Source organism: Streptosporangium sp. H16 (genome assembly GCF_051918855.1).
Classification (GTDB): Bacteria; Actinomycetota; Actinomycetes; order Streptosporangiales; family Streptosporangiaceae; genus Streptosporangium.
Window position 1 is genome coordinate 128,129 of record NZ_JBPXMD010000002.1, and the last position, 22,256, is coordinate 150,384.

General features: G+C 70.4%; 21 protein-coding genes and 3 tRNA genes. 15 read left to right on the plus strand and 9 right to left on the minus strand.

All coding sequences use genetic code 11. From position 1 onward, the window contains the following. The first annotated feature begins 1 nt into the window (after position 1). Entirely contained in the window at positions 2-1,036 is a 1,035-nt protein-coding gene (locus ACTOQ2_RS03560) for a 1-acyl-sn-glycerol-3-phosphate acyltransferase (RefSeq protein WP_440098221.1), read from the plus strand. 15 nt (positions 1,037-1,051) lie between these two features. Here ACTOQ2_RS03560 and ACTOQ2_RS03565 read toward each other — a convergent pair whose 3' ends face one another. Genes ACTOQ2_RS03565 through ACTOQ2_RS03580 form a run of 4 tightly spaced genes read right to left on the minus strand, consistent with a single transcriptional unit; the run spans position 1,052 to position 4,611 of the window. Then, positions 1,052-1,255 carry an SHOCT domain-containing protein gene (locus ACTOQ2_RS03565; RefSeq protein WP_440098222.1) on the minus strand — a complete coding sequence of 68 codons (204 nt, stop codon included), beginning with the start codon at positions 1,253-1,255 and terminating at the stop codon, positions 1,052-1,054. A gap of 47 nt (positions 1,256-1,302) precedes the next feature. Then, entirely contained in the window at positions 1,303-2,826 is a 1,524-nt protein-coding gene (locus ACTOQ2_RS03570; protein WP_440098676.1) for a cobyric acid synthase, read from the minus strand. 5 nt (positions 2,827-2,831) lie between these two features. Continuing rightward, positions 2,832-3,821 (minus strand): cobalamin biosynthesis protein, encoded by a 990-nt coding sequence (locus ACTOQ2_RS03575; RefSeq protein ID WP_440098223.1) that lies wholly within the window; start codon positions 3,819-3,821, stop codon positions 2,832-2,834. Further along, positions 3,805-4,611 (minus strand): phosphotransferase enzyme family protein, encoded by an 807-nt coding sequence (locus tag ACTOQ2_RS03580; RefSeq protein WP_440098224.1) that lies wholly within the window; start codon positions 4,609-4,611, stop codon positions 3,805-3,807. The genes ACTOQ2_RS03575 and ACTOQ2_RS03580 overlap by 17 nt, the downstream gene beginning before the upstream one ends. 374 nt (positions 4,612-4,985) lie before the next feature. Here ACTOQ2_RS03580 and ACTOQ2_RS03585 point away from each other — a divergent pair. From ACTOQ2_RS03585 to ACTOQ2_RS03605, 5 genes are all read left to right on the plus strand, one after another. Beyond that, a tRNA-Arg gene (locus ACTOQ2_RS03585) sits at positions 4,986-5,059 on the plus strand. A 406-nt stretch (positions 5,060-5,465) separates the two neighbouring features. After that, positions 5,466-5,546, plus strand: a tRNA-Tyr gene (locus ACTOQ2_RS03590). A gap of 1 nt (position 5,547) precedes the next feature. Further along, positions 5,548-5,621 (plus strand) — tRNA-Met (locus tag ACTOQ2_RS03595). A gap of 380 nt (positions 5,622-6,001) precedes the next feature. Further along, positions 6,002-6,523 (plus strand): SigE family RNA polymerase sigma factor, encoded by a 522-nt coding sequence (locus ACTOQ2_RS03600; RefSeq protein ID WP_440098225.1) that lies wholly within the window; start codon positions 6,002-6,004, stop codon positions 6,521-6,523. After that, positions 6,520-7,731 (plus strand): hypothetical protein, encoded by a 1,212-nt coding sequence (locus tag ACTOQ2_RS03605; protein WP_440098226.1) that lies wholly within the window; start codon positions 6,520-6,522, stop codon positions 7,729-7,731. The genes ACTOQ2_RS03600 and ACTOQ2_RS03605 overlap by 4 nt, the downstream gene beginning before the upstream one ends. Positions 7,732-8,051: 320 nt before the next feature. Here the strand turns inward: ACTOQ2_RS03605 and ACTOQ2_RS03610 are convergent, their stop codons facing one another. Continuing rightward, positions 8,052-8,669 (minus strand): hypothetical protein, encoded by a 618-nt coding sequence (locus tag ACTOQ2_RS03610; RefSeq protein WP_440098227.1) that lies wholly within the window; start codon positions 8,667-8,669, stop codon positions 8,052-8,054. Between the two features lie 2 nt (positions 8,670-8,671). Continuing rightward, positions 8,672-9,244: an RNA polymerase sigma factor gene (locus ACTOQ2_RS03615; protein ID WP_440098228.1), complete on the minus strand. Its 573-nt coding sequence runs from the start codon at positions 9,242-9,244 to the stop codon at positions 8,672-8,674. A gap of 366 nt (positions 9,245-9,610) precedes the next feature. Between ACTOQ2_RS03615 and ACTOQ2_RS03620 the strand changes: the two genes are divergently transcribed. The 6 genes from ACTOQ2_RS03620 to ACTOQ2_RS03645 all read left to right on the plus strand — a co-directional run bounded on the left by ACTOQ2_RS03620 (position 9,611) and on the right by ACTOQ2_RS03645 (position 14,181). After that, positions 9,611-9,991: a hypothetical protein gene (locus ACTOQ2_RS03620; RefSeq protein ID WP_440098229.1), complete on the plus strand. Its 381-nt coding sequence runs from the start codon at positions 9,611-9,613 to the stop codon at positions 9,989-9,991. A 37-nt stretch (positions 9,992-10,028) separates the two neighbouring features. Next, on the plus strand, positions 10,029-10,643 hold the full coding sequence (locus ACTOQ2_RS03625) for a carboxymuconolactone decarboxylase family protein (RefSeq protein WP_440098231.1): 615 nt from the start codon (positions 10,029-10,031) through the stop codon (positions 10,641-10,643). Between the two features lie 4 nt (positions 10,644-10,647). Further along, on the plus strand, positions 10,648-11,226 hold the full coding sequence (locus tag ACTOQ2_RS03630; protein ID WP_440098232.1) for a TetR/AcrR family transcriptional regulator: 579 nt from the start codon (positions 10,648-10,650) through the stop codon (positions 11,224-11,226). 264 nt (positions 11,227-11,490) lie between these two features. Continuing rightward, the gene (locus ACTOQ2_RS03635; RefSeq protein WP_440098233.1) at positions 11,491-12,978 is read left to right on the plus strand and encodes a hypothetical protein; all 1,488 of its coding nucleotides are present in this window, start codon (positions 11,491-11,493) and stop codon (positions 12,976-12,978) included. 128 nt (positions 12,979-13,106) lie between these two features. Continuing rightward, positions 13,107-13,727, plus strand: a complete 621-nt coding sequence (locus ACTOQ2_RS03640) for a histidine phosphatase family protein (RefSeq protein ID WP_440098234.1) — start codon at positions 13,107-13,109, stop codon at positions 13,725-13,727. A gap of 118 nt (positions 13,728-13,845) precedes the next feature. Next, complete coding sequence (locus ACTOQ2_RS03645) at positions 13,846-14,181, plus strand: SCO4225 family membrane protein (protein WP_440098236.1); 336 nt, start codon at positions 13,846-13,848, stop codon at positions 14,179-14,181. 75 nt (positions 14,182-14,256) lie between these two features. On the opposite strand, the gene ACTOQ2_RS03650 is transcribed toward ACTOQ2_RS03645, so the two are convergent. From ACTOQ2_RS03650 to ACTOQ2_RS03660, 3 genes are all read right to left on the minus strand, one after another. Further along, a complete protein-coding gene (locus ACTOQ2_RS03650) occupies positions 14,257-16,071 on the minus strand; it encodes an adenylyl cyclase (RefSeq protein WP_440098237.1) in 1,815 nt (604 codons plus the stop codon). 367 nt (positions 16,072-16,438) lie between these two features. Then, entirely contained in the window at positions 16,439-18,031 is a 1,593-nt protein-coding gene (locus ACTOQ2_RS03655) for an MFS transporter (RefSeq protein ID WP_440098238.1), read from the minus strand. 125 nt (positions 18,032-18,156) lie between these two features. Next, positions 18,157-19,164, minus strand: a complete 1,008-nt coding sequence (locus tag ACTOQ2_RS03660) for an NAD(P)/FAD-dependent oxidoreductase (protein ID WP_440098239.1) — start codon at positions 19,162-19,164, stop codon at positions 18,157-18,159. Between the two features lie 103 nt (positions 19,165-19,267). Between ACTOQ2_RS03660 and ACTOQ2_RS03665 the strand changes: the two genes are divergently transcribed. The 3 genes from ACTOQ2_RS03665 to ACTOQ2_RS03675 all read left to right on the plus strand — a co-directional run bounded on the left by ACTOQ2_RS03665 (position 19,268) and on the right by ACTOQ2_RS03675 (position 22,213). Further along, on the plus strand, positions 19,268-19,861 hold the full coding sequence (locus ACTOQ2_RS03665; protein ID WP_440065849.1) for a helix-turn-helix domain-containing protein: 594 nt from the start codon (positions 19,268-19,270) through the stop codon (positions 19,859-19,861). 128 nt (positions 19,862-19,989) lie between these two features. Continuing rightward, on the plus strand, positions 19,990-20,862 hold the full coding sequence (locus tag ACTOQ2_RS03670; protein WP_440098241.1) for a class I SAM-dependent methyltransferase: 873 nt from the start codon (positions 19,990-19,992) through the stop codon (positions 20,860-20,862). A 259-nt stretch (positions 20,863-21,121) separates the two neighbouring features. Continuing rightward, complete coding sequence (locus tag ACTOQ2_RS03675) at positions 21,122-22,213, plus strand: YihY/virulence factor BrkB family protein (protein ID WP_440098242.1); 1,092 nt, start codon at positions 21,122-21,124, stop codon at positions 22,211-22,213. The last annotated feature ends 43 nt before the right edge of the window (positions 22,214-22,256 follow it).

Sequence of the window (22,256 nt, forward strand, 5' to 3'; positions counted from 1 at the left end):
CGTGCTGCCTCCTCGCATCATCCGCCGCCTGGTCCTGGCCCCGCTCGTCATCGTGCTCACCGTCGTCGCGGTGCTCACGCTCCCGATCTGGCTGCTGGTGGTGACCGCGGCCTCGCTGCGCCTGCCGCCCCCGCAGCGGCGCGGCACCCGGCTGGTCTGGTTCGCGATGGCGTGGCTGACGCTGGAGTCGATGGCGCTGTGCGCCTGCCTGTGGCTGTGGGTGGCGAACGGTCTGGGCGGCCGGCTCAACCGCGACGAGTACCAGGAGCGGCACTACGAGCTGATCCAGTGGTTCCTGTCCAAGATCTACGAGGCCGCGGTGCGGATCTTCCGCCTGAGCGTCGAGGTCGACGAGCCGCCGCCGACCTCCGAGGAGATCTCCCGCCGCCTCACCCGTCCCGTCATCGTCCTGTCCCGCCACGCGGGCCCGGGCGACTCGTTCCTGCTCGTCCACCACCTTCTCGCCCGGTACGGCAGGCGCCCGAGGATCGTGATGAAGGCGGCCCTGCAGTTCGTCCCCTCGCTGGACGTGGTGATCAACCGCCTCCCCAACGCCTTCGTCCACCGCAAGGCCGCCGAGAGCGGCATCCTCGGCGAGATCCGCCGCCTGTCCTCCGACATGGACGCCGACGACGCCCTGGTGATCTTCCCGGAGGGCGGCAACTTCACCCCGAAGCGCCGCTGGCGGACCATCCTGCGGCTGGAGCAGAAGGGCCTGTCGGAGGAGGCCGCGCGGGCCCGCAGGCTGCGGCACCTGATGGCCCCCCGCCCCAACGGGGCTATCGCCGCCATCGAGGCCTGCCCCGAGGCGGACGTGGTCTTCGTGGCGCACACCGGTCTCGACGACCTGGTCACCTTCGGGGACATCTGGACCCGCCTGCCGCTCAGCGCCCAGATCAAGGCCAAGTGGTGGCGGGTCCAGGCCGCCGACGTGCCGCGCGACCGTGAGGACCAGATCCGCTGGCTCTTCGACCAGTGGGAGGAGATCGACGCCTGGATCACCGCGAACCAGCCGGCTCCCGCCCCCGCGGCCTGACCACGGCCGGCGGGACTACCAGTCCTGGGAGAGGCCCGACATGCGGCGGAGGTATTCGTCCTCGTCGATCTCACCGGCCGCGTAGCGGCGCTTGAGGATCTCCCGGGGACTTTCGGCGATGGACCTGCGTGCCGCCGAGGCGCGGACCGCCATCGTCACACCGACAACCACCACCGCGATCACCGCGATGACGAAGAGCAACATCAGGATGCGGGACATGGTCGGCCTCCCATACCCCCATCGGACCTGGCGGGGGAATTTCGAGTTTACCCGGCGGCGGGAACACCGGCCGAGAAGTCCGGAGCCTCGCGCGAAGCCCCGCCGGGTGGCAGCGGCGGCAGTCCCCGAGGTGCCCCGCCCTCCAGCAGCCTGAGCAGGGCGCCGGTGTCGACGTTCCGCTCGATCAGGTCACCGAGCGCGTCCAGCCTCTCCTCCCGCAGGGCGGCGAACGACACATCCGGTGCCGGGGTGAAGTCACGCCCGGAGACGGCGGCCACCTCGGCGAGGAAGGCCCGGCGGAAGCCGTCGTTCTCCAGGGCGCCGTGCCAGGTGGTCCCCCACACCGAACCGTCCCGGCAGCCGTCCAGGAAGGGCTCGCCGCCGTCGGCCGTCACCACGCCGTGGTGGATCTCGTACGCGGCGACCGGATGGCCGTACGCGGTGCCGGCCGGACGGCCCAGCGTCTTGTCCGCGGCGAACTCCACCGACGCGGGCAGCAGCCCCAGCCCCTCGACCAGGCCCGCTCCCGACTCGACGTCGTCGCGGATGGTCCTGGCGAGCATCTGGTACCCGCCGCAGATGCCCAGCACCGCCCGGCCCGGCAGGGCCGCGGCCAGGCCGGTGGCGCGGAGCCACGCCAGGTCGGAGACCGTGGCCCGGGAACCGGGCAGCACCACCAGGTCGGCGTCGTCCAGCTCGCCGGGGGAGGTCACGAACCGGACCGCCACCCCGGGTTCCGAGGCCAGCGCGTCCACGTCGGTGAAGTTGGAGATCCGCGGCAGCCGCACCACCGCCACCCGCAGGGTCTGCCTGCCGTACGGGGCGCGCGCTCCGATCGCGGGCCGGTTGTCCAGGGCGAGGGAGTCCTCGACGTCCAGCCAGAGGCCGTCCAGCCAGGGCAGGACCCCGTACACCTCGCGGCCGGTCAGCTCCCTGATCATGTCCAGCCCCGGTTCGAGGAGCTCGGGCGCCCCCCGGAACTTGTTGATCACGAACCCGGCGATCAGCGCCTGGTCGGCGGGTTCCAGCAGCGCCACCGTCCCGTACAGCGCGGCGAAGACCCCGCCCCTGTCGATGTCGCCGACCACGATGACCGGCAGGTTCGCGGCACGGGCCAGGCCCATGTTGGCGATGTCCCCCCTGCGCAGGTTGATCTCCGCCGGGCTGCCCGCCCCCTCGCAGACCACCACGTCGTACGCGCCCCGCAACCGCTCCAGCGCGTCCACCGCGACCTGGCGGAGCCGCTCCTTGACGTCCCAGTACTCCATCGCGTCGACCTCGGCCATCGGCCTGCCCATCACCACGACCTGGCTGCGCCGGTCGCTGCCCGGCTTGAGCAGGATCGGGTTCATGTCCGCGCTGGGCTCCAGCCCGCACGCGGCGGCCTGCATCGCCTGGGCCCGGCCGATCTCGGCGCCGTCGGCGGTGACGAAGGAGTTGAGCGACATGTTCTGCGCCTTGTACGGCGCGACCCTCACCCCCTGCCGGGCCAGCCAGCGGCAGATCCCGGCGGTGACGACGCTCTTGCCCGCGTCGGAGGTCGTCCCCGCGACCAGCAGCGCCCCTTTCACCCCTTTCACGCCTTCCTCCCGCGTGAGCCGCGAACGGCGGCCAGGACGGCGAGTCCCGCCGCGGCCAGGCCCACCGCCCGCGCGAGCCGTACCGACCTGCGGATGTCCGCGACCGAGGGCTCGGGCCCGTCGCCCATCTCCGGCCGGTGCTCCACGCGGGTGCCGTACACGTTGACCCCGCCCAGCGTGAGGTCCAGCGCCCCCGCGAAGGCGGCCTCGCAGCGGCCCGCGTTGGGGCTGGGGTGGCGGTGGCCGTCCCTGCGCAGCACCGCCACCGCGCGCCGCGCCGAACCCCCCACCAGAGGGGCGCCGAGCGCGGCGAGCAGTCCGGTGATCCGGGCGGGCACGAAGTTGGCGACGTCGTCGAGGCGGGCCGCCGCCCAGCCGAAGCGCTCGTAGCGCGCGTTGCGGTGGCCGACCATCGCGTCCAGCGTGTTGACGGCCCGGTACGCGAGCAGGCCGGGCACCCCGGCCACCGCCCCCCAGAACAGCGGCGCCACCACCGCGTCCGAAGTGTTCTCCGCGATCGACTCGACGGTGGCCCTGGCGAGCCCGGCCTCCCCCAGCCCGGCCGGGTCGCGCCCGCACAGGTGCGACAGCCGCCCCCGCGCCCCCGCGAGATCACCGTCCTCCAGGAATCCGGCCATCGCCGCGCCCTCGCGGCCCAGCGTCGTACCGCCGACGACCGCCCACGTCGCCGCCGCGCTCAGCGCGGCCCGCACCACCGGGTTGCGCGACCGGGTCGCGGCCTGGCCGAGCAGCGCCACCGGGATGACGCACAGGGCCACGTGGAGGACGCCCCGGGCCCGGCCGTCTCCGTACACCCGCCTCTCCACCCCGGCGGCGGCGGTACCGAACAGCGCGACCGGGTGCCCGCGCCGGGGGTCGGCGAGCGCGGCGTCGATCACGACCCCGGCGAGCATCCCCACCCCCTCGGCCGTCCCCGGCCGCCTTCCCCTCACCCTGATCTCCGGCCGCCTAAACGAGATGCTCATGAAGCTCATCCTGGTGGGTCTCCAGCCACACGCGGGCCCGCCGGATGCGCTCCCCCGCCCCGCCCGCCCACATCCGGGCCCATCCGCCGCCCTCGCCCTGCGCCTCGGCCTTGGTCCGCATCGCGTGGTACGAGCGGTCGAAGCGGAGCCGGGCGAGATCCAGCAGGCGGCGGCGGTCGCGGGGCGTCAGACCGTACTCGTCGCAGAACAGCCGGAGCCGGGGACCGACGTCGAGGCGGCGCTGGAGTGGCTCCAGATCGACGGGATCGGCGATCGGCGCCCAGTGGCGCAGCGTGGTCACCACGTCGAACAGCCGGGTCGTCGGCCGGGCCATGTCGAAGTCGATCAGCGCGGCGGGCAGCCCGTCGCGGAAGATCACATTGTCGAGGTTGACGTCGCAGTGCCCAATCAGTTGCGGTGCCGCGTCGTCGTTGGACCCGGCCTCCCAGACGGCCCCTCGCGGCGGGACGAAACCCTCCGCCGCGTCGTGGAGACCTCGCAGCAGCCGCGCCAGCGCGGCCAGCGACTCCCCGGTGAGCGCGTACGAGGGCAGCGGCCTGGCCGCGGACTCCCCCTCGACATAGCTCAGGATCTCCCTGCCCCGCTCGTCGACTCCCAGCGCCCGGGGAGCACCCTCGAACCCGGAGCGCTCCAGGTGGCGCAGGAGCGCGTGCACCGACCCCGTGGAGGCCCTGCTGGGCCGCCGGACGGTGTCCCCGACCCGCACCACCCCGTCGGTGACATCACCGCCCAGAAGGGGAATCTCCTCTTGGACCGTGGTGACGAACATGGCATACGAGCCTAGACCGCCTCGCCTCTTCGAGAGAACGATTCGGGCAGACCGCTCCCGCCGGATGGACAGCCCGGAAGGACTCCCGGCCCTTCCGAACGCCCGGTCCCCGCCCTTCCGAACGCCCCGCCCCGGCCCTTCCGAACACCCGCCCCCGCCCCCGCCGCGCCCGGCGGAAGAACTCCCAGGTCAGACGCGCAGGGGAGTCCTTCGCCGTTCCGGCCCTCCCCTTTCGAACGGCCATCACCCACCTGAGCCGGAGCGGGTGAGCGGTCACTCTCCCCGCAGAGCGGGTGATCCACAGAGTGATCCTCACGACACCGGCCCAAAACCGTTACGTGGGCACTCCCCGGATCATGCACAATTGAGCGGGAGCACCCTTAGCTCAGCTGGATAGAGCATCGGACTTCTAATCCGACGGTCGCAGGTTCGAATCCTGCAGGGTGCGCGATCAAGACCAGCGAGAACCCCCGCCTGACCTGCGGCAACGCAGGCGCGCGAGGGTTCTTCACGTCCGGCCGGCACTGGGTGTTTGCGACTGATCCTCCCCAGTGCCTTCTCAATACCTTCTCACGGGCTGATGTCCTCCCACGGGATCAGGATCGATCATCACCCCTCCGGCGCTCCAGTCCTACGTCCGAGAACCGGCCTCGCGTGAACGGCAGCACAATCCCATCCGCAAACACTTATCGCTTGACCTGCGGGCACAGGAGCACGCGAAGGTCGACTCATGCACCACTTCGCTGGACGTGAGCGTGCCGTCGGTGCGTCCCCATGGGCCGGGTCGGGCATGTCCTGACGCGCGAAAACGAGGTGAGACCGCCGGGGCTCGCTCGGTAGTCTCACCTCAACGCGCAGGGGCTGAGCACGTGGTGAGCTCACCCGGTTGTAACCCGGACGCTTCGGCTGTGGCGGTTCGACTCCGTCCTCCTGCACGCCTGCATAGCTCAGTCGGTGAGAGCGCCGCACTCATAATGCGGAGGTCCCAGGTTCGAATCCTGGTGCAGGTACACCTCGGTGTCGATCATCCGGGCTGTGGTCTTGGCACCCGGGCGGCACCCTCACGGAGGAGTGAGGGGGTTGCAGGTCAGGGCGGGTGCCACGGGGTATCGCGTCGGCCGTCGATGCACCTGGCGTAGCCCTGAGCGTCACGTCCACCCCGTGACCGGCCCTGTCCGCCGCTTCCGGCACGGTTCGCGGGCCGTTGCCGGCCGATCTCCCGTACGTCGTTCGCGAGTGTCGCGTGCCGGGAGGCTGGACTGCCCCCCGTGGACATGGCCATTGCCGGGCTGCGGTACCGGACCCTGTCGGCGGGACCCGAAGTTCCAGCCGGGTGGGACCGAACCTTTCGACCTGTCACCGGAGTCAGTAACGGTTGAGAGGAGTCCCCTTGGACCGCAATGACAGCTTCCGCGGGTTCGTCGCGGGCCATCAGCAGGCGCTGATGCGCACCGCCTACCTGCTCACGGGAGACGCCCACCAGGCCGAGGACCTGCTGCAGAGCGTCCTGCTCAAGGTGCTCGGACGCTGGTCCAGGCTGTCGCGCGTCGAGCGCCCCGAGGCATACGCGCGCAAGGCGCTGCTGAACCAGTACATCTCGTGGCGGCGGCACCGGTTCAGGAGCGAGCTCCCGACCGCCGAACCGCCTGACCGGCCGTACTCGGGCGAGGACTCCACCATCGTGCGGCTCGTCATGCGCCAGGCTCTCATGCGGCTGCCGCCCCGGCAGCGGGCGGTGATCGTACTGCGCTACTACGAGGACAGGACCGAACGTGAGACGGCCGAGCTGCTGAACTGCTCGATCGGGACGGTGAAGAGCCAGGCCCACTACGCGCTGGCCCGCTTACGCGAGCTGGCGCCCGAACTCGCGCCGAAGCTCGCCGACCTGGAGACCGAGGAGACCTACCGATGACCTGGCTACGGGACGTGCTCGTCGACCTGGCCGACGACTCTCCACAGGTGGACCTGGCCGAACGCACGATCGCGGCGCACGACCGCAGGCGGCGTACCGTGATCTCGCTCCTCGCGGCGGCCACGGTGGTGGCCGTCGCCCTCGGCACGACGGCCGCCATCCGGCTGCTGCCGGACGAGCCGCCGCCGGACGGGTCGCAGGAGGTCGCTTCCGGAGGCGACCTGCCGGCACGCGGGGTGGGGCCGCTGAGCCACGCGTACAAGACCTTCTGCAAGCCGGCCAGCGGGAAGGCGCCGTCGGACTGCCGGGACGGAGGCTGGCGGGTGGTCACCCTGAGCGGCAGGACCTACCACGTGCCGGAGGCGCTGCCCAGCCTCGCCCCCGGCCGCACCGGCCTGCGCGACAGCCCGCTGGCGATCAGCCGGGACGGCCGGAAGATCGCCTATTACAGCGCTGGGGAAGGCACCTTCCAGGTCCACGACCTGGCCTCGGGTCAGAAGACGACGGCCGCGAACAAGGTGCCGAAGTCCCTGCTGGGAAGCATCTCGCGTTTGATGCTGTCGGACGACGGGCGGTTCGTGGCCTTCAGCAAGGTCCCGGAGTTCAAGGATCCCGCGCTGCTCATCGACATGCGCGACAGGGTCGTCCGCGAGTTGCCGAACCGTTGGGTCCCCGTCGGCCTGTCACGGGACGGTGCCACCATCACGCTCGCGGACTACTCGCCCAGATCACGGCTGCGGACGATCTCGAACCTGTGGCCGAGTTCTTCGAAGGGCGATTCCACGTCGTTCATCCTGCCGGTGAGCTACTCCTTCAGCCCGCTCGCCCCCGACGGGAAGACCGTCGCGGCGATCGAGAACCTCAGTACCCCCGAGAAGCCGTGCCGTCATGGCAACCTCGCCCTGATGGACACGCTCACCGGCAAGAAGCGGAAGACGACCGTCATCAGCGGGCTACCCGCCGATGTCTCCAAGATCTCGCTGCGCACCTGGCTCGGCGCCGAGGAGGTCACGGCTCTGACCATGTCCCTGCGGTGCAGGCCGGCGTCCCAGGTGCCGGACGACGAGCCTGCGGTGATCGACCTGCCGTACCGGACCATGACCGCCTACGCGGTGAACGTCAGGACCGGCAAGGCCAGGAAGCTCGCCACGTACAGGGCGCAGGGCTTCTTCGAGATCGTCCTGCCCGGCCCGCCCGGGGCGCTGTGACCTCAGCACACCGCCGGAGGTGTTCCGCCCTCGCCGCCCCCGGACGTCCACGCCACCTCTTGGTCACCTGTCGTGCGTGTCCCGGGACGGAACCGTCACCCATCTTCCGGGACAGGACGAGCCACCGCCGGATGTTCCGGGTGGATGTCAGGGCGGCGGCGCGGCGCGCCGCCGCACGGCCCTCCACCCCCCGCCGTCCGAGCGCGGCATGGGCGCCTTCCCCTGTGTGCAGCCGGGGAGGTCCCCCGGGAAAAGCCCCTGACCTCGGATGTCCGTCACGCCGGATCGAGCCCGGGCACCACGGTGTCGGCAGGAGGTCCTCAGCCGGTGTCCGCGACGGGCGTGCACGGTCGCACGGGGGTGTCCGCCCGGGCCAGCCACTTGCCAAGTCGCCAGGGCACCTGTGCGTTCGGGTTGTCGCGGAACTCCATCACGAGCGTCTCGCCCGGCCTGATGTGCTCGGGGGAGATCCGGATCGTCCGTACGGAGGTCACCGTGGCGGCCTTGAGCGAACGCGATTCGTTCACGAGTGAACGCAACTCGTCCGGTCCCGTGGTGGGCGGCCCGTCGTAGCTCGGATCCACACCGGCGAACCGAGGAGCCACGCACCGCGTGCCCGCGGCCAGGAACGTCACGTCCGCCTTGACGCCGGCCGCGCCCAGCTTGGTCTGCAGCCCTTCGGGGTCGCGTAGCTCGTTGACGGTCACCGTGAGCGTGCCGTCCGAGCTCTTGGCCAGCGCGTAGGCGGGAGTGTCGTTTCCGATGATCAGCGGTGTGACCGCGACCGCCGCCGCGACACCAGCCGCGACCAGCAGCCGGGGGCCGGTGACGAAGCGCCGCCGGGGGTGCATCCCGTCGAGGAGCCGTCGCCGCGCTCCGGCGAGCTCCCCCGGGGTGGCCGGCGGAATGGTCTCCCACATGGCCTTCAGTGTGTCCATCGTCATTCTCCTCGTTCTTCCTGGTTCAGGGCTTGGCGGATCTGGAGACGGGCTCGGCTGAGCCGCGAGGCGACGGTGCCCGGTGGGATGGCGAGCGCGTCGGCGACCTCCTGGTAGCTCAGTTCGGCCCAGGCGACGAGCAGCAGCACGTCGCGATCGGCTCGTTTGAGTTCCAGCAGGGCCCGTGCCAGCGGTCGGTTGACGGCCAGGGTGTTGACTCCGTCCTCCACCTGGAGGCCGGGTATCTCCGCCGGATGCACGCCGCTGCGGATGTACGCGCGGTAGAGGTTCGTCTCGGTGCGCCGCCGCTTCCCGATCACGTTGGAGGCGATGCCGTACAGCCACGGGCGGGCGTCGGAGCGGCCCCGGTCATAATCGCTCCGGCGCTGGAAGGCGGCCAGAAAGGTGTCCGCCACGACGTCCTCCGCCTCGCTGGGGCCCAGTCGCCTGGTCACGTAGCGGTGCAGGAGCGGCGCGTGCCGGTCGAACAGGACGGCGAAGATCTCGGGCTCGTTCAGCGACCGCTCGATGAGGGTCGCGTCATCGACCTCGATGACTTCGCGGGGGATTGTCATACATGTCGGCCTTTCCTGGCGTATGAGGACACCTGTAGTTACCGCGCCGGGCCGAAATCCTTCATCGGGCAGTCACCGCGCCCCGGGGACGCGGCCGACGCGGAACACACAAGGAACGATCTTCGTCGCGCCCGCCCGGCGAACGACGTTCTCCCCCGACGACGGCCCTTCCGGTGCCGAAGCCGTCGAGCGGGTCTTGAACGGCCAGGTCACCGACGGTATGGGAAGCGCCCCCAGAAGTATGACGATGGTCACTATCAGCCGATTTTCCCCGAAACGGACTATTGAGTCCGGTACTGTTTGTCACCAAACGGACCATGGAGTCCGCTTCCATGTCGAGTCGCCGCGCAGAAGGAAGTTCGAGTGATGAACCATTCGCGTATCAGCGAAGCCCTCCGGGAACTGGTCTTCGAGCCCAGGCTTGAGCTGGACGAGGCCTTGGACAAGTACTATGCCCCCGGCTACGTCCACCGCAGTGACGGGACGTCCCTCGATCGCGCCGAGTTCGCCGAGATGGTGGCCGGCACCCGGAGCCGGATAGTCAGCGGCACGGTGACCGTGCTCGACGAGCTCCGGGACGGTCCCACCTATGCCGAGCGGCATGTCTTCGAGATCACCATGGTGGACGGTTCCACCCTCCGGCGGGAGGTCTCCGTCTTCGGCTCCTTCGCCGAGGACGGCCGCTTCCAGCACCTCAGCGAGACGGGGTTCTCCGTCAGCCCGGACGAGACCCGCCGAACGACCTGAAGAGACCTGACAAGACCTGAGGAGAGTGGAGAAGGACATGCCCCGTCTCGCGGATCCCGATCCGAAGAACATCCCGGACGACGTACGCGAATTCCTCGCCGTCCTGCCGCCGGACCCGCTGGTCAGGATGCTGACCCACTCGGCCGGCACCGTGAAGCCGTTCATCCGGCTCGCGAAGGCACAGTTCAGCTCGCTGGAGCTGCCGGCCCGCTCGCGGGAGCTCGTGATCCTGACCGTGGCCGAGTACGCCGGGTGCGAGTTCGTCGCGGCCCAGCACCGGCCGATGTCGGAGGCGGCCGGTGTCGACGAGCGCACCCGGCGGCTCATTCGCGGCAGGGAACTCGACAGTCCCGAGCTGTCGGCCTCCGACCGGGCCCTCATCCGGTTCACCGCCGAGGTGGTTCGGCGGCCCACCGTGTCCGACGAGCTCTTCGACCAGGCCCGGCGGTTCCTCACCGAGCGCGAGATCGTGGAGGTTCTCCAGGTCGCCGGCTACTACTGGTCGTTCAGCCGGGTCTGCACCGTGCTCGAGGTCGAGATCACCAAGGTGTACGGCGCCGGCGAACCGGTGCTCGCCGGCGGATCCGACGCCGCCAGGCTCGGGCCGGCGGGTGTCCCAGGTGAGCACGGCGACGATGCTGGGGCACACTGATTCCATGGCCTCGTCCGACATCATCCGGCCGCCGATCGAACCGGCCCGCTCCCATCGGCGCCTGGACGCCCGGCGCAACCACGAAAGGGTGATCGCGGCCGCCCGGGAACTTCTCGCCCAGCACGGCCTCCAGATGACGGTGCCCCAGGTGGCGGAACGGGCCGGGGTCGGCCGGGCGACCGTGTATCGGAGTTACCCCACCAAGGACGACCTGATCGTCGCGATCGTCCAAGAGCAGTTCCAGCAGCTGGAGCAGCGTACGCTCGCCGCGCTCGACAGCGACGACGCCTACCAGGGACTACGCGACTACATCCCCGACCTGCTCGAACACCTCACCCGCAACCGGGGGCTCGCCGCCGCGTTCTTCGAGGGCAGGCTCGTCCCCGCCGGCCGCCTCCTGGAGCTGATCGCCCGGCTCGTCGAAGCCGCCAAACCGTCCGGCCAGATCCGTCAGGACGCCGGCGAGCTGGATCTGCGTGTCGTCCTCTGCGGAGTGATCAGGCAGCTCATCACCCTGGACCGGTGGGACCAGGCCCTGTGGCGCCGTTACGGGCACATGGTGCTCAACGCGTTCCGCCCCTGAGCGGTCCGACGAGACGCCCTCGCCGCACGAGGCCGGTCACGGCCGGCGATTCGCCCCCGATCCGGCGGTCGCGGACATCCGATCCGCTCAGGCCGCCAAACCGTGGCGTTCGGATGTGACCGGCGAGCAGGAGACGTCTCCCGTGAGCAAGCGAGCGCACTCGCGCCGGGATGCTCCGTTGCCCAGCTTCGCCCTGAATTATGACGCGCCAACCATTCCATCCTTTTCCATACGGCATTATTCGGCACTGCATACCATTTCTCCGTGAACGAAACGATCATGGGCATCTTTGCGGCCTTCGCGCTCAGTTCCGTGGGATTCGCGGCGCGATCAGCCCCGGAGGGCCGCCACATGAGCGTCCCCCGGCTTCACCTGCTCTGGGGAGCGGCTCTGTCGATGATCGGCATTGGGGTGATGGCGTTCGCCGCGTGGTCCACCCGCGAGGACCAGCACTATGACGACTTCGGATGGGCCATGACCACCCTGGCGGCCATGATGGGCGGGGCGCTGCTCCTTCTCGGTCAGGGGCCGTTCGTCCCGTGGCTGCTGGGAATCCTCGGGCGACGCGTCGTACGGCTGCCGCCGCCGCTTCGCATGGCGGCCCGCGACGTGGCCGGTCATCGTGCCCGGACGACTCCCGCGGTCGCGACGACGATGATCGCGACAGCCCTCGCGATCACAACGACGATCATCGCGACCGCCACCACGGCGCAGAGCAGGGCGGAATATCATCCCCAGGCCCGGCCTGGAGCCCTTCTGGTGGACGGCTTCTGGACGGAAGAGGCGGCGACGGTGCGTGCGGCCATCCAGCGTGAGTTACCCGGAACACCCATCGTGCAGAGCGACCGTCAGCGCGAACGCGGACACTTCGGTCTGGATATCGAGAATGTGCGCCTGCCGGACCTGGAAAGCGTCGCTCCGGCCGGCATCATCGGCGACCAGGCGCTGCTCCGCTACCTCACGGGAGACCCGTCGACGCCCTATGACGAGGACAGGGCCGTAGTGGTCACGACCAAGGACGTGGAAGTCGGCAAGGTGACGATCCACTACGACCACGACTACTCCAGGAACGACGAAACGCTGTTGACCAAGACCATTCCGGCGGTCGCCGTCAAACCCGCCGACCCTCTCGTGGAGGAGCTCTTCCTCCCGGCGAAGGTCATACGGGATCTCGGCTACCACCTGGAACCGGAGAAGTTGATCATCGATCCCTCCGTCCATCGGACTTCGGCGATCGAGCAGGAGCGGATCGAGCGCCGGCTGGGTGAGGCCGCGGTCGCATACGTCGAGCGGGGATTCCAGGCGCCGACCGGCTGGCTGGTCCTCGTCGCGGTGATGGTCTCCGTCGCCCTCGGTGGCGCGCTGGCCATGACCCTCCAGGCCACCGGCTCCCGATCGAGACGTGCACTGCTACGGGCCGGTGGCGGCTCGAGCGCGACCTTGCGGTTGTTCGCCGCGTGCCGTGCGGGACTCGGCGCGGCCTGCGGCACGGCCATGGGCGCGGTCGCCGGGTGTGTCATCGGCCTGCTCCTGGTGTGGCCGTTGACGGCCTCGATCGAATGGGAGCCGATGCCGCGGGTGGCCTTCGACACCCCGTGGCCGTCGATCGCCGCTCTGGTCATCGGCCTGCCCGTTCTCGCCGCCGTCGCCGCCGGTCTCGCCCCGCCTCGCATGACCGTCCGGTCCGCGCCGCCGGGCGAACCCCCGGGGCGGCAGGGCACGCACGCCCACCGCCCCGGCGATCGCCTGTGACAGCCGGGGCGATCGACGGTCCGGGACGCCGTTCCCCGGCCCGCGCCGAGTCGATGGGCGCCACGGACCGGTGGGCGCCCGGATGGTGAGAGTCGGTATGGTGTCGCCCGGAAGGCGAAAGGATCACTGTGCCGTACTCTTCCCGCTACCTGTATCTCACCCGGCACGGCGAGGCCTCGCCGGTCGAGGGCGAGCTGACGGAGAACGGCCGCCGCCAGGCCGCGCTGCTCGGCAGGAGGCTTCGGGGGGTTCCCCTGTCGGCGATCCACCACGGTCCGCTGCCCCGGGCCGGCCAGACCGCACGGCTGATCGGCGAGCAGCTGGACGGCGTCCCCCTGCACGTCTCGGAGGCCGCCGGAGACTACGTTCCCTACACGCCGGAGAGGGATGAGCTGCCGCCCGAGGCGGCCGACCACCTGCTCCGCTTCCTCGGCCTGTTCCCTGCCGAGGAGCGCGAGCGCGGCGAGGCGCTGGCCCGCGAGGCGCTGGAACAGCTGACGGGCCCGGTGGAGGGCGACGCGGACCGCCACGAGCTGGTCGTCACCCACAACTTCTTGGCCGGCTGGTTCGTGCGGGCCGCGCAGGACGCCCCGAGGTGGCGGTGGCTGGGGCTCAACCACTGCAACGCGGCGCTGACGGTCATCCGGTACGCGCCGGGCCGCCCCTCGGCCGTCCTCTTCTTCAACGACATGAGCCACCTGCCCGCCGGGCTGCGCTGGACCGGTTTCCCCGACGTGCCGCGCGTGTGAGGCGCGGCCCGGCCGTGGCGGCGGCCGGTTCGGGCCTTCGGTTCCGGGTATCCGTATCGGGACAGGTCAGGTGTTCGTACCGTGACTCCGGCGGCGGCCCCGGGGCAGAGTCGGAGTCATGAGACCAGTTCGCGGTTTGGCCCGTTTCACTTCCCGGTACAGGCGGGGCACCCTCGCCTTCGTCCTCAGCGGCCTCTACGTCCTGCTCGTCATCGCCGCGCACGTCGTCGCCGAGGTCGGCATGCGCCAGCCGGAGAACCAGGGCCTGTCGGCGGTCATGCTGATCCTGGTGACCCTGCCGCTCTCGTGGCCGGTGATGATGATCCCCGCGGAGACGATTCCCGCCAGCGCGCATCTGCTGCTGCTCACCGCCGCCGGGCTGGTCCAGGCGTCGTTTCTGTGGTGGCTGCTGCGCGGGCCGAAGGTGGCCGTGCCCCCGGCGCGGGAGAGGTGACCGTCCGCCGGCCCGGAAGGATCCGGGTCGGCGCCGGCGGACGGTCGGCACGGGGTCCGCGGAGAGTGGGTCAGGTCAGGGATAGCTGACGACGTTGCTCGTCCCGTACGAGCCGACGACGGGAGTGCCCGCCTCGTTGATCGTGCGCTCGATGCCGCCGCTGCCGTTGAGGAAGACCGTGACCATGTTGTGGAACCTGGCCCCCGGCGTCCTCGGGACCTCGATGCCGCGGTCCGCGCGGATGTCCACCCCCTGGTTGAAGAAGGAGTAGACGCCCATGCCCCACGCCTCGTGGTTCCGCACCCTGCGGTCGACCTTGTACGAGGCCCAGCCCTTGCCGGTCGGGCTGTTCCAGGCGGCCTGGCTCGGCGGGTCGTAGGGGATCTCGCTCTGGTAGAAGATCGTCCGGCCTCTCTCGCCGTTCCAGATCGTCTGGTACTTCTGGTAGTGCTCGACGAACAGCCCGTACGCCGTCACGTCGTCGCCGTTGACCACGACGCCCGTGTCGGCCGTGTTCTGCGTCCAGCCGATCCCGTTGCCGTGGTCGCCGCGCCACGCCCAGATGTTGTCGACGATCGTGTCGTCGCTGTTGATCACGAGACTCGTCTTCGCCTTGCCCACCCAGGGTCCGCCGATGCGGAAGAAGACGTCCTGCAGCGAGATCGGGTTCCTGGAGTGGTCCCGGCGGCTGTGACGGTCGCCGACCTCGACGAGCGCCTCGGACTCGCGCCGCCCGGCGTCGACGAGCACGCCCGCGATCCGGACGCCGTCCACGTCCTCGATCCGCAGTGCCGCGTCGCCGGTGTCCGGAGCCAGGCTGGGCATGCCCAGGCCGAGCACGACCGTGTCCTTGTGCTTGACGCGCAGCGCCCGGTCGAGGTGGTAGACGCCCGGGGTGAGCAGGAGGTGCTTGCCGCGCGACAGCTGCTGGTTGATCCTGCTCGCGCTGTCGGTCGGCTTCGCGATGAAGAAGTCGCGGATCGGCAGCGACGATCCCTGCTGCTGACCGTCGGCCCAGGTCGTGCCCGAGGTGTCGCGGCGCAGGGCCGGGACGAAGACCCGGTAGGCGCCCGCGTCGTCGACGTACAGGAAGGGCTTCTCCCGCGTCACGGGACTGGTGGGCAGCGTCGTGTAGGGCGGGTTCGGGAAGCCCTCCGCGGGGGCGCCTACCACGCCGGAGAACACCTGGTTCCAGACGCCGTTGGTCCAGGCGTCGCCGAGCTGGCTGTCGCGCGTCAGCCACTGCTGCTGCGAGCCGTTGATCGTGACCCCGTCGATCTTCGAGTCGGCGATGTACCCGCCGCTGGAGAAGCCGCCGTTCCCCGGCTCCAGCCAGAGGGTGCCGCGGATGTGGACCCGTCGCATCGGGGAGGCCTGCGACACCGCCCACTGGTTCGACCAGTCGGTCGGCGTCACGGACAGGTTCTCCGCGGAGCGCCAGAAGTTGGTGAGCGCGGAGATGCCCGCCTCGGAACTCGGGTCGGGCCGGCCGACGACCCGCACCGCGCCGTTGATGTCGACGTCGTCGGGCGACCGGCCGAGCCCCGCGACGGTGGTGTAGTAGCCGAGCTTGGCGTTGACGTCGTAGCGGCCCGGCTTGAACAGCACCGCGTACCGGTTCGTGCCCATCTCGTTGTTCTCTTGCTGCGCGAAGATCTCGTCGAGCTTGGCCTGGATCTGGGTGGCGGGTGTCGACGGGTCGTACACGAAGACGTTGGGCCCGAAATCTGGTGCCCCGCCAGGATGCGCGGCGGCGGGGCTCGCCACGGACACCAGCCCCGTGGCGGTGAGCGCCGCCACCGAGGTGGCCAGCGCGAGGAAACGGACTGAGGAGATGCCTCTGCGTGCGCGCGACGTCGCGCGTCCATCCTGGTCACGAGCTGTTCTCATCGACCTGCCTATCGAGAACGGGCGGCGTGACGTCACCGGGATGCCGAGAGAGCGCTCTCTCGCCGCCGCCGCGCTTACGTCAAGCCTTAAACGAAGTGGTGACGTATTTCTATACGGTTAATCGCGTCTCGCGCTACGGCAGAACGACACCTTTGTCGGCTCGTTGTGGATCGGACCGGAGCCGGGGCCCGTGTCCGGGGGCGACGGCGAGCTGCCAACTGCCACGAGAGTTCGCCGCGGCGCTGACCGTTTGGGCTGCTCGTCGGCCTTCTCCGCGCTCGGGCCGCGGATGCGGGGCGCCGTCGGGTCCTGTGTGCCGGCCACGAGGACACGAGAGGTCTTCGCTGTGCGCCCGGTTCCTGCGTGGTCATCGGGCGGCGACGGCCTCGGGGGCTTCTGTCTCGTCCGTGACCGCGGGAGTCGTGTTCCTGGGGCCGCGGAAGGCGATGTAGACGAACAGGACGCCCATGACGGCGGCTCCTGCCCACATGGCCTGCTGCCAGCCGTCGACGAAGGACTGCTGGGCTGCGTGGAGCAGGTCCTGGGCGCGCGGGCCGGCGTTGCCGGCCGCTTCGACGGCGTTGGCGACGCCTTGGCGCGCGGTGTCCGCGGTTCCCTGGGGGATGCCGTGCAGCCGGTCGTCGATGGCGCCGCGGTAGCCGTTGGCCAGCAGCGCGCCGAGCAGAGCGACGCCGAGTGCGGTGCCGAACTCGCGGGTGACGTCGTTCAGTGCGGAGGCCACACCCTGCTCGGCGCGCGGCAGGGAGGCGGTGATGGCAGTGGTGGACGGGGTCATCGACAGGCCCATGCCCAGTCCCATGGCGAGCAGTCCGGGCAGGATGGACAGGTAGCCGCCCTCGACGGAGACGAACAGGGCCATGAGCGTGAGACCGAGTCCGGCCAGCGCGATGCCTGCCGCCATGGTGGAGCGGGAACCGATTCCCGCGGCGAGCTTGGGGGCCAGGCCGGAGGTGGCCATCATCATGACGGCCATGGGCATCATGGCGGCCGTGGACAGCAGCCCGGACCAGCCGAGCACGGCCTGGAAGTACGGGAAGAGGACCACGCCGATGCCCGCCTGGACACCGAAGACCACCAGCAGCGTGATCGAGCCGCTGCTCAGGCCGCGCTCGCGGAACAGCCGCACGTCCAGCAGTGCGCTGTCGCGGCGGCGCAGTTCCCAGGCCACGAAGCCGACGGCGGCGAGGAAGCCGACGGCGAGGCTGATCAGGGTGGCGGGGGCGGTCCAGCCGCGTTCGGGGCCTTCCTGCAGGACGAAGATGAGGCCGGTCACGGCGAGGGTGGAGAGCAGTGCGCCGGCGCTGTCGAAGTGGTGGGCCGAGGTCTCGCGGGAGTTGGGAACCGCCTTCAGGGTCATGGCCAGGGCCACGAGGATCAAGGCCACCGGCAGAGCGAACAGCCAGCGCCAGGTGGCGACGTCGACGAGGAGGGCGGAGAGGAACATGCCCAGGATGCCGCCGCCGCCGGCGACACCGGTCCACACGCCGATCGCCTTGGCGCGCTGTTCTTCGGGGAAGGTGGAGGTGATGACGGCGAGGGTGACCGGCATGACCATCGCGGCGCCGATACCGCTGGCGACGCGCGCGGCGAGCATCACCTCCGCCGTCGGGGCCAGGGCCGAGACAACGGTGGCGACGCCGAAGACGCCCAGCCCGGCGAGGAGCATGGGCTTGCGGCCCAGGCGGTCTCCGATGGCGCCGAGCGGCAGCAGCAGCGCCGCGAGGGCGAGGGTGTAGATGTTGATGATCCACAGGACCGTGCTCTGCGAGGCGCTGAACTCCACGGCCATGTGGGTCTGCGCGACGTTCAGCCCGGACACCGAGGCGATGACCGACATCAGCGCGAGGGAGACGGCGATCAGGACCGTACGCAGCTGACGCGCGTCCGGCATGTCCTCGCCACTGGCCGGTGCGGCTTGCCGGGGCTGGGGTGTACTCATGATTTCCTCACAAAATGGGCATGCCGAGCCGGTGCCGGGCAGGGCCGGCCGGCGGGTGAAAGGGGTGGGTGGGGCCTGGCGGACGCAGGGCGGGTCGGGCCGGGCGGCCGGGCCCCAAGGGGATGTCAGGGGGCGGGCGTCTCGTCCCGTGCTGCGGCGAGCGCGGCGTCGGTGTCTGCGGCGGCCAGCACGGCGTTGATGTGGGAACCGGCCAGGGCACCGGCCGCGGCGGAGGCGCCGACCTGGGCGGAGAGATCGGTGGCGTTGCCCGCCACCCACACGCCCGGCACCTCGGTGGTGCCGGCCGTGCCGGAGACGAAACGGCGGCCCATGGTGTCGGGCAGGTCCTCCATCGGCAGTTTCAGACCGTCCAGGCCCTCGGTGCGGGCCTGCATCCGCGTGGCGACCGCAAGGACGCGGCGGGCCACAACCTGCCCGTCCGTCAGGCGCAGCCCGGCGAGGGTGCCGTCCTCGCGGTTGACGACCTCCCGCACCGGGGTGTCGACGATGCGGATGCCGCGGGCGGCCAAGCGCGTGCGGGTGTCCCCGTCCAGGGGAGTGCCGTGGGTGAAGTAGGTCAGGTCCTTGGTCAACTGGCGGAACAGGAGCGCGTGGTGGACGGAGGCCGGGCCGGTGGCGAGGACGCCGATGGGCTGATCGCGCACCTCCCAGCCGTGGCAGTGCGGGCAGTGCACCACACCGTGTCCCCAGTGCTGCTCGAGGCCGGGGACCTCGGGCAGCATGTCCCGCAGACCGGTGGCCACCAGGAGGCGGCGCGCGGTGATGCCGCGGCCGTCGGCCAGGGTGAGGGTGAAACGCAGGTCCCCGTCGGCTGACGGGGCGGCCGGGGCGGCATAGGTCACCTCGCCGAAGACGACGCGCCCGCCGTACTGGCGCACCTGCTCGCGGCCCCGCCGAAGGATCTCGTGCGGTGGGATGCCGTCCAGCACGATGAAGCCGTGCATGGCCGCAGCCGGCGCGTTGCGCGGGGAGCCGCTGTCGATCACGACGACCGAGCGGCGGGAGCGGGCCAGCATCAAAGCGCCGTTCAGCCCTGCGGCGCTCCCGCCGATCACTACTGCGTCAACGGTCCCACCGGGCAGTGCGTCGCTCGCGTACGGAGAAGTCGTCACAGCCATGTCCTCCTGCTCTTTCGTCGTGCGTGGTCCCAGACGGTGCGGACCCTTTGCACACGACGCTAACCCCGCCTTGCATCCAAGGCATACAATGTTGCCTATGACGCAAGAAAGTGGAGAGCTGGACAGCCTTGTGCGCAAACGCATCCGCGCGCTGCGGGTGGCACAGGGCTGGTCACTGGAGGAACTGGCCACCCGCGCCCACCTCAGTCAGTCCTCACTGAGCCGTATCGAAAACGGCCAGCGCCGCCTCGCACTGGACCAGCTGGTCACCCTCGCCCGCGCCCTGGACACCACGCTGGATCAGCTCGTGGAGACCGCCACCGACGACGTCATCACCAGCCCGATGATCGACAGCACCCACGGCCGGATGCGCTGGGCACTGAAGGCCGACCCCGGCATGAGCGTGGTGCGCCAGCGCCTGACCGACCCCCCGCCCGACAACCCCGCCCGCATGCGCGCCCATCCGGGGCGCGAGTGGCTCGTCGTGCTGTCCGGCACCGCGATCCTCCTACTTGGCCAGCGCCGTTTCCGCGTCGAGACCAACCAGGCCGCCGAGTTCCCCACGATGATGCCGCACGCGATCGGCGCCGAGGGCGGGCCCTGCGAGATCTTGGGCCTCTTCGACCATGACGCCCGCCGCGGCCACCAGCGCGACGACGGCGGCGGCGACGCTCAAGGCTCTCCCGGATGACGGCGCGAGTCGCACGACCGGCTCCGCATCAGTGACCTCTTGCGCGCCAGGCAGGACCCGCGACCATCCTCTTGCGCAAACGGCAAGATGTCACGCCTCTGGCGCATAGCGCTCCTAATGTGAAGAGCATGAACCAAACACATACGCATACCCCCCACCACGGTGCTTCGCACGGCCACCACCACGAGCAGGACACCAGCGGCCAGGCGGAGATCCTCGACCTGGACGCCGAGGTCCTCGCCGAGCACACAGCCTCCATCACCGCATGGCTGCCGGTGAAGGCAAGCCCGCGTCAGATCGTGGACCTGGGCTGCGGCACGGGCGCGGGCACCTTCGCCCTTCTCGACCGCTTCCCCGACGCGCACGTCACCGCCGTCGACACGTCCATCGAACACCTTCGGCGCCTGCGCACCAAGGCGTGCGTCCGCGGCGCCGAGAAACGCGTGCGCACCGTGCAGGCCGACCTGGATGAAGCCGCCTGGCCCGACCTCGGCTCACCGGACCTGATCTGGGCATCGGCCTCGATGCACCACATGGCCCACCCCGAGCGCGCACTGCGCACCGTCCACGACACGCTCGCGCCCGGCGGCCTGTTCGCCGTCGTCGAACTGGCCGGCCACCCCCGCTTCCTGCCCGAGGGCGCCCCCAAGGACCGGCCCGGCCTGGAAGAGCGCGTCCACGCCGCAGCCGACCGCCGCCAAGCCGAACACATGCCCCACCGCGGCGCCGACTGGGGCCCGATGCTGACCGCCGCCGGCTTCATCGTCGAAGACGAACGCACCATCGCCGTGAACATCGAAGGCGACCGCAGCAAAGCGATCGGCCGCTACGCTCTCGGGGTCCTACGGCGCATCCACAGAGTCATCGCCGACAGGCTCTCCCCCGAGGACCTCACCGCGCTCGCCCAGCTCCTCGACGTCAGCAGCCCGCACAGCATCCTGCGCCGCGACGACCTGACGGTACGCACCGAACGCACCGTCTGGGCCGCCCGCCGTACCTGACCGCGAGGGTCTGTCAACCAAACGCCTCCGGCACAAATCCGGTAGTGACGGAGGGGCCCATCACAAGATCGCGACAAAGAGAAGCAGCGTCAGGATTCCCTCGCCGAGCTCACCCTGAGTAGCTGATCATCGAAAGTGGGCCAGAACCCGCTCTCTCGTGGCGGTTGGTAGCGACGGCGAGCCGCGTCACTCCGGATGTCACCATGATCGGCCGGTTCACAAGCGGTGAAACACCCGCTTGGGGGTAGAGTGCGCCGTCATGAAGGCCACCCCCGGGGCGAGCCGATGGACCAGCGGGTTCGTCAGAGCATGGACCGCGATGCGGCACCGGTGCGGCTGGTTCGACCACCTTGTCCGGGCCGCCGTCCACTACGACCGCACCGACGCGGGCCGCCTGTCCGCGGGCATGACCTACTACGCGTTCTACGCCATCTTCGCGCTGGCCCTGCTGGCCTTCGTGATCATGGGTCACGTGCTGGACACGCCCGCCGCGATCGCTCAGGTGGAGGGCTACCTGAGCGACACGTTCCCGCGGCTGGACGTGCAGGCCCTGCGCGACGCGCGGGACACGGCCGGGGTGATCGCCTCGTTCGGCCTCCCGCTGACCGGCCTGTTCTGGATCGACTCGATGCGTTCCTCCATGCGGGCGGTCTGGGGCCTGGAGCAGTATCCGGGCGACTTCTTCCTCCGGTGGCTGATCGACCTGGCCGTACTGGTCACGCTCGGCCTGCTGCTGTCGGTCTCGCTGACCCTGTCCTTCGGCGCCCAGACCGCATTGACCTGGCTGGCCGGGCAGACGGTCGGGGTCGAGGCACTGCCGACGCGGTGGGCGCTGTCCGCGGTCGCCTTCGTGCTCGGCATCTGCGTGAACCTCCTGCTGTCGATGGCGCTGCTGACGCTGCCCCCTCGACTGCGCCTGTCGCCACGTCGGGTGATCGGACCGGCCCTGGTCATCACCATCGGGCTGGAACTGCTGAAGACGATCGGACAGGTCTATCTCAACTTCAGCTCCGCGAGCCCGGCGTACCAGGTCGTCGCGGGCGCGGTGGGCATGCTGCTGTTCCTGAAGCTGGTGAACGTGCTCATCCTGTTCGCCGCCTCGCACGCCACGACCAGCGGTCACGGCACGGTCATCGACCTGACCACGCGGCGACCCGTCGGCGAGCCGCGCGCGGAGGTCGTCACCGCGCCGGCGATCCCCGAGATCAGGGCGGAGCCGCCGGCGCAGACGGAGCCAGAGGTGGAACCGGAGACGGAACCCGAGGCGGAGGCGGAACCGCGACCGCGGGCGCAGGCACCGCCGCGAGCCAGGCCGCGCAGGTACGACTTCAGAACGCGGCGAGTGCGCTGACCTCGCAGGCGGACAGCCGCGACCTTCCAGAAGGCCGGCGAGC

Excerpts from the sequence above, each read along its gene's own strand:
- ACTOQ2_RS03565 (WP_440098222.1), bottom strand. The coding sequence starts at position 1,255 with ATGTCCCGCATCCTGATGTTGCTCTTCGTCATCGCGGTGATCGCGGTG.
- ACTOQ2_RS03575 (WP_440098223.1), bottom strand. The coding sequence starts at position 3,821 with ATGAGCATCTCGTTTAGGCGGCCGGAGATCAGGGTGAGGGGAAGGCGG.
- ACTOQ2_RS03580 (WP_440098224.1), bottom strand. The coding sequence starts at position 4,611 with ATGTTCGTCACCACGGTCCAAGAGGAGATTCCCCTTCTGGGCGGTGAT.
- ACTOQ2_RS03605 (WP_440098226.1), top strand. The coding sequence starts at position 6,520 with ATGACCTGGCTACGGGACGTGCTCGTCGACCTGGCCGACGACTCTCCA.
- ACTOQ2_RS03610 (WP_440098227.1), bottom strand. The coding sequence starts at position 8,669 with ATGGACACACTGAAGGCCATGTGGGAGACCATTCCGCCGGCCACCCCG.
- ACTOQ2_RS03615 (WP_440098228.1), bottom strand. The coding sequence starts at position 9,244 with ATGACAATCCCCCGCGAAGTCATCGAGGTCGATGACGCGACCCTCATC.
- ACTOQ2_RS03620 (WP_440098229.1), top strand. The coding sequence starts at position 9,611 with ATGAACCATTCGCGTATCAGCGAAGCCCTCCGGGAACTGGTCTTCGAG.
- ACTOQ2_RS03625 (WP_440098231.1), top strand. The coding sequence starts at position 10,029 with ATGCCCCGTCTCGCGGATCCCGATCCGAAGAACATCCCGGACGACGTA.
- ACTOQ2_RS03630 (WP_440098232.1), top strand. The coding sequence starts at position 10,648 with ATGGCCTCGTCCGACATCATCCGGCCGCCGATCGAACCGGCCCGCTCC.
- ACTOQ2_RS03645 (WP_440098236.1), top strand. The coding sequence starts at position 13,846 with ATGAGACCAGTTCGCGGTTTGGCCCGTTTCACTTCCCGGTACAGGCGG.
- ACTOQ2_RS03650 (WP_440098237.1), bottom strand. The coding sequence starts at position 16,071 with ATGAGAACAGCTCGTGACCAGGATGGACGCGCGACGTCGCGCGCACGC.
- ACTOQ2_RS03655 (WP_440098238.1), bottom strand. The coding sequence starts at position 18,031 with ATGAGTACACCCCAGCCCCGGCAAGCCGCACCGGCCAGTGGCGAGGAC.
- ACTOQ2_RS03665 (WP_440065849.1), top strand. The coding sequence starts at position 19,268 with ATGACGCAAGAAAGTGGAGAGCTGGACAGCCTTGTGCGCAAACGCATC.
- ACTOQ2_RS03670 (WP_440098241.1), top strand. The coding sequence starts at position 19,990 with ATGAACCAAACACATACGCATACCCCCCACCACGGTGCTTCGCACGGC.
- ACTOQ2_RS03675 (WP_440098242.1), top strand. The coding sequence starts at position 21,122 with ATGAAGGCCACCCCCGGGGCGAGCCGATGGACCAGCGGGTTCGTCAGA.